Here is a 5,166-nt window from a genome sequence, read left to right on the forward strand (position 1 = left end):
GCCGTCGTGGAAAAGCCGGAGGAAGAGGAAGATCACGGCCACCACCACGGTCACGCTCACTAGAAGTCGAGACGAACACCCCGGCCCGATGGCCCGGGGGTGTTCGTTTCGGGAGCATGGCCATTCACCAACAGGTGTAGCCGCCGTCGATCACGATGTCCGAACCGGTCATATAGCTCGACGCGTCGCTCGCGAGATACAGATAGAGACCGACGAGTTCCTCCGGCCGGCCCAGGCGCCCGAGCGGGATCTTCGGTTCCCACGACGCGTGATACTCCGAGTAAGGCTCCACCAATTCAGTGAGGATGTAGCCGGGGCTGACGCTGTTCACTCGGATGTTGTGGGGTGCGAACTCCACCGCCATGGCCTTGGTCAGGTGGATGACAGCGGCCTTCGAGGCGCAGTAGTGGCCTACCGGCTGCGGCGTGTTGATGATGTGACCCGACATCGATGCAGTGGTGATGATGCTCCCGGCGCGTTGCTGGGCGACCATGGCTTTCGCCGCGGCCTGTGCGGTAAGGAACACACCGTTGACGTTGGTGTTCTGAATGCGCTGAAACTCCTCCAGCGGCATATCCAGCAGGCCGTTGAGGTTGATGATCCCGGCGTTGCAAACTGCGATGTCGACCCCGCCCAATTCGTCGTCGACTCTTTTCAGCATGCTGGCCACCAGCTGGGGCTGGGTGACATCGCAGGTGATGGGTATCGCCGTACCGCCGCCCTCACCGATTTCTGCAGCGACTTCCTGCAGCGGCTCATGATGTCGGGCCGCGATCGCTACTGCCGCCCCCGCTTGCGCGTAGGCCAGCGCCACTTGCTTGCCGATACCGCTTGAGGCGCCAGTCACGAGAGCGTTCTTGCCATGCAGCTCAAAGAGATTCGCTACGTTCACCGCTCACAACCCTTCTTGGCGGCCGCGGGCCGACGCCGCAGCTCGATCACAACTTAGAACCCAATCCCGCGATCAGATTGATGGTGACCGCCAAGACGACAGCGCCGAGAAGGTAGGACAGCAGCGCATGGCGTAACACCGTCGCCCTGATGGACGTCAACCCGATCTCAGTGTCCGACACCTGAAACGTCATGCCCACGGTGAAAGCCACATACGCGAAGTCGCGAAAGCGGGGTCGCTCTGGGTCGTGGAAGTTGATTCCACCCGGCTCGCCGGAGTAATAGAGCCGCGCGTAGTGCACGGTGAACAACGTGTGCACCGCAAACCAGGATGCAGCCACCGTCAGGACACCGACAACGGCGGCTTCCACGGCTCCCGGGCCCGAGCGCGACGCGGCGGCTACCAAGTAACCGACCCCGCCCAGGCTCGCAACGCTGGCCGACACGATGACCATGTCGGATGCCCACCGGGTGGGGTCCTCCCGGGTCGCGTATTCGGCCGTTTGGTCAGCATCCATTCCACCCAGGATGAGCCGCGTCCACACCACATAGACACCGGCAGCCACGACCCAGCCCAAAAGCGCAAACCGCCAGCTGACCGTGTTACCCACCGCGAGAGCGACGGCAACTCCAAGCACGGCGGCAACCACTATCCGAACCGCGACCGTGTCGCGGAACAACATACTAAGGGATTTCACAATCCCGACCTAAGCACCAGCACAGGTCATCCCCGTGCTAACGGCCAAACAGTTGCACAGATGTTTGCATCGGTTGACGTCGTAGCGCCGTGGCTCGAACGAGTCGGACGATGGTCATGGCATAGGTCGATGCAATCCATGACCACCGAGACGGCGGTGGCCGTCGTACGCGCAGCTCCCTCGGTCGAAAAGCCGGGGTGTTTCGTTTCGACGCAGATGAGCCGCGCCGGGCTGTCAGCCGGGTGGTGTGCCGAGTGCGACGTGAGCCGGTATAGCGGATCGGATCACAGGGAGCCCAGCAGGGCCGCACGGCCTCGGACGCGGAGTTTGTTGACAGTAGATTGACGTAACTGGTCTATGCGCTCCGCCATTCGATTTCCGAGTGTCTCGAGCACCTCGTTGCTCAAATCTATTGGCGGGGGACACAAGTCGCGCTCCTCTTCGCTGGCATGTGCATCCAGGACCGTGACGAATGAGTGCCATTCCTCTTCATATTCCGGCGCGGTGGGCGGCGTCCGCAGGAGCACCGCGAGTTGATCCCAGACTTGCCGGTGCTCCGCGTGGGCGATTGCGACAAGCTTGCTTGCCGCAGATACCGCCGGATAGAACAAGTCGTCCTCGATGCGCATGTGGATGTCCAGCTCGATCAACAGTTCGTCAAGGGCTTCTCGCCGCTCATCGGTATCCGGTGGAATCGCGGTGATCTTCTTGCAGAGTCCGCGTAAAACCTTGTGGTGATCGAACAGCACCTCGTAGGCATTCATTGCGCCACTCCGCGCACCTCGACTATTCCGTCCCGAATCCGAACCGGGTAGCTCGGCAGCGCGGCTGTCGCCGGACCGCGCAGCACGTGCCCTGATTCGCAGGCGAACCGGGATCCATGCCACGGGCATACAATCCGGTCGCGGTCAATCCAGCCGTCGGCCATCGGCGCGCCCAGGTGCGGGCAGCGCTCACCGACGGCCAGTACCCGGCCGTTGTTGCGGTACAGAACCACGCCGACACCGTCAACGTCTACTTTCTGGGGCCGGCCATCCAGAGCGCTCACCGGCAGCGTCGGCCTCCACCTATGTCCATTCGGCCGCGGGCCAGCGTGATCGACGCCCGTGCCCGACCCGTACACCAAAGCAGCACCCAGGTAGCCGCTGCAGAGGGTGAGGCTATAGCCGAGCGCGCTACTCGCCATACCGCGGACCTGCCGGCCATGACCGCGGTCCCACCACGACACGGCGTACAGTCCCGTCGCGATCACGTTCAGCAAGCCGTGCACCAGTCCGATCCGGCGCGATTGCTCGTGGGTGTGCTGCCAGTCCGTCAGACCGGTCGCCGCCGCACCGATGCTTCCGGCAAGACCTATGCCTAACGCAAATCTCGAGGCATGGCGCCACTCCGAGGCGCGACCGGGCAGCACGCTCGCCGCGTCCATGGCCACCGTCGTTGCCACCGCCCCAGTCGGCACCGCCGTCAACGCCGGATGCAACGGATGGCCGAGCCAGGTGCCGTGCAACGCGTTGCTGGCACGCTCCCGATACCGGCCCATTGCTGCGAACAGAAACGTCAGACCGTGCTCGAGCCGGTAGCTCGGCCGATCCAGCCACTGCTGTTGTCCCAGAGTTCGCGGGACAACAAGTCCGGCATTGCGAACCCGACCTAAGAAGTGTCGCGACCGCTCAGCCATAGCACCCTCCTGTGCCGGAAAGCGAATCGGCGGGGCGTCCACACTCTGCGACGGAACGCCCTAACCTGACGGTGCGGCGCAGCGGGTCTCGACGCCGCATCGACGAGGGACCGCAACCAACCGGTCGCCTTGGTCCATGGCTAGTACACGGTCTGCGGCGGCGATTCGTTCAATCCGGAAACCACGGCCACCATCACCACGCTGACTGATCTGGCACGTCAGCAGCTAGAGCCCCTGAAATCCGGGGCTCTTGCCGTTGCGGCGTGCGGCGATCCGGCTAGGCGGTGCGCCGGGTGCGGCCGATGTCGCGCTTGAGCAGAATGTCGCGCTCGGTTTCCGAGAGCCCACCCCAGATGCCGTAGGGCTCAGCGACCGCCAGCGCGTGCTCACGGCATTCTTGGATCACCGGGCAGCGTCGGCACATCTCTTTGGCGCGACGCTCACGCTGCAGACGGGCCCGGCCACGCTCGCCGTCGGGGTGGAAAAACACCGACGAGTCGACACCCCGGCACAGGCCGCGCAGTTGCCAATCCCAGATATCGGCGTTGGGTCCAGGTAGCTGCTCCGGCTGTGGCATTGAATTCCCTCTCTACACGTCCATGGGCAACCGCATACGTGACGCATGGCCCATGTAACTGATTCGAGCGGTGTCGGCGATGACAACTCGGCACGAATAAACTAGGGGCGGAGCCGAATTTCAGTCAACAGCGCCACGGCCCGCGGAAAGCGTTGCCGCAGCTTGAGAATTTACTTCACGTTCATCCGTGTGATGCATTCACCGGTGCGAGCGTGCTAATGCGCAGACCGGTGATGCTGGTATTTTCACTTCACGTCGACGGTATCGAACCATTTATAAGCCGACCGGCGTCAACTGGTTAATATTGCGGTAACCGAGAAACCATAAACTTTTAACGAATGTGTCCCGCGAATATCGGTCGTGATGTATTGACCGAGTCAACTTTGAGCGCTGCGGCGTTCGGCGCGCAGCCTGGCTGCTGGCCGCTGCCGGCGGCGAGCACACCGTATCAGCGGTGGCTGCGCGCCGTCGCCGCCGGCGGCCAGGGGCGCTACGGCAGCGCTCACAGCGACCTGGCGGCACTGCTGCGTAGCGCGCCGAGCGGGCGGCTGGCGTCGCTGGCGCACAGTACCCAGGGCTCGTTCCTGCGCCAGCTGGGCTGGCATGCGCTCGCGCGGCGCTGGGACGGTCGGGCCCTGGCGCTGGCCGGCGACGACGCCGAAGCGGCGGCCGATGCGCTGATTGGGCTGGCCGCCGACGCCCTCGGGCTCGGGCGTTTCGCTGCGGCGGAGACGTTGCTGAGCCGGACGCGCAACAAGCTGGCGGCCGACGTGCCCGTGCACCGGCTGGCGGTGCGCCAGGCCTGGGTTGCGGCCGAGCTGGCGATGGCCACCAGGGACGGCGCAGCCGCGGTGCGGAACGCCGAGACAGCCGTCGCGTTGGCTAGCGCCGGTGGCGACGGCTCCGTATCCGCGCGGCACCGCGTCAAGAGCGACGTCGTGTTAGCTGCGGCGCTGTGCAGCGCCGGCGATGTTGAGCGGGCCCGCACGGTCGGTGACGACACGCTGGACGCGACCGCCCGATTGGGTTTGGTGCCGCTGCGCTGGGCACTGGCCTGCCTGCTCATCGATATCGGAAGTGCCACGCGCACAACGCAACAGCTGCAAGAGCTGCGGGACAGCTGCGCTGAAACAGTGCGCCACGCCGGCGGAACCTGGTGTGAGCGTTAACGGTTGAAGCGCCGTTCGGCCGTTATTGTCGATCCGTGCAACAAGGCCGGGATGTGTCCGGTTCGTAACGTTGGAGAGACCGCGGTCGATGACACTTGACGGAGAACGTCTCGACGCCGTCGTTGCCAAGGCTGTGGCGGGCGATCGGGATGC

6 protein-coding genes are annotated in these 5,166 nt (G+C 64.4%); 1 reads left to right on the top strand and 5 read right to left on the bottom strand.

Annotated elements, in window-relative coordinates:
- Nucleotides 1-124: 124 nt before the first annotated feature.
- The 5 genes from VFA16_RS14475 to VFA16_RS14495 all read right to left on the bottom strand — a co-directional run bounded on the left by VFA16_RS14475 (nucleotide 125) and on the right by VFA16_RS14495 (nucleotide 3,844).
- Nucleotides 125-892, bottom strand: a complete 768-nt coding sequence (locus VFA16_RS14475; RefSeq protein ID WP_324968484.1) for an SDR family oxidoreductase — start codon at nucleotides 890-892, stop codon at nucleotides 125-127.
- A gap of 46 nt (nucleotides 893-938) precedes the next feature.
- On the bottom strand, nucleotides 939-1,574 hold the full coding sequence (locus VFA16_RS14480) for a DUF1345 domain-containing protein (RefSeq protein WP_324968488.1): 636 nt from the start codon (nucleotides 1,572-1,574) through the stop codon (nucleotides 939-941).
- Between the two features lie 299 nt (nucleotides 1,575-1,873).
- On the bottom strand, nucleotides 1,874-2,353 hold the full coding sequence (locus VFA16_RS14485; RefSeq protein ID WP_324968485.1) for a hemerythrin domain-containing protein: 480 nt from the start codon (nucleotides 2,351-2,353) through the stop codon (nucleotides 1,874-1,876).
- Entirely contained in the window at nucleotides 2,350-3,267 is a 918-nt protein-coding gene (locus tag VFA16_RS14490; protein WP_414687719.1) for a Rieske 2Fe-2S domain-containing protein, read from the bottom strand. The genes VFA16_RS14485 and VFA16_RS14490 overlap by 4 nt, the downstream gene beginning before the upstream one ends.
- 277 nt (nucleotides 3,268-3,544) lie before the next feature.
- Complete coding sequence (locus VFA16_RS14495; protein WP_324968486.1) at nucleotides 3,545-3,844, bottom strand: WhiB family transcriptional regulator; 300 nt, start codon at nucleotides 3,842-3,844, stop codon at nucleotides 3,545-3,547.
- 338 nt (nucleotides 3,845-4,182) lie between these two features.
- Between VFA16_RS14495 and VFA16_RS14500 the strand changes: the two genes are divergently transcribed.
- Nucleotides 4,183-5,013, top strand: coding sequence for a hypothetical protein (locus tag VFA16_RS14500; protein ID WP_324968487.1), 831 nt, complete (start codon nucleotides 4,183-4,185; stop codon nucleotides 5,011-5,013).
- Nucleotides 5,014-5,166 lie beyond the last annotated feature (153 nt).

Origin of the sequence: Mycobacterium sp., assembly GCF_035653355.1 — a bacterium.
Taxonomy (GTDB): domain Bacteria; phylum Actinomycetota; class Actinomycetes; order Mycobacteriales; family Mycobacteriaceae; genus Mycobacterium.

What these genes read in the sequence shown, in the direction of transcription:
- VFA16_RS14495 (WP_324968486.1), bottom strand. Translation starts at nt 3,844, where the DNA reads ATGCCACAGCCGGAGCAGCTACCTGGACCCAACGCCGATATCTGGGAT.
- VFA16_RS14480 (WP_324968488.1), bottom strand. Translation starts at nt 1,574, where the DNA reads ATGTTGTTCCGCGACACGGTCGCGGTTCGGATAGTGGTTGCCGCCGTG.
- VFA16_RS14500 (WP_324968487.1), top strand. Translation starts at nt 4,183, where the DNA reads ATGTGTCCCGCGAATATCGGTCGTGATGTATTGACCGAGTCAACTTTG.
- VFA16_RS14485 (WP_324968485.1), bottom strand. Translation starts at nt 2,353, where the DNA reads ATGAATGCCTACGAGGTGCTGTTCGATCACCACAAGGTTTTACGCGGA.
- VFA16_RS14490 (WP_414687719.1), bottom strand. Translation starts at nt 3,267, where the DNA reads ATGGCTGAGCGGTCGCGACACTTCTTAGGTCGGGTTCGCAATGCCGGA.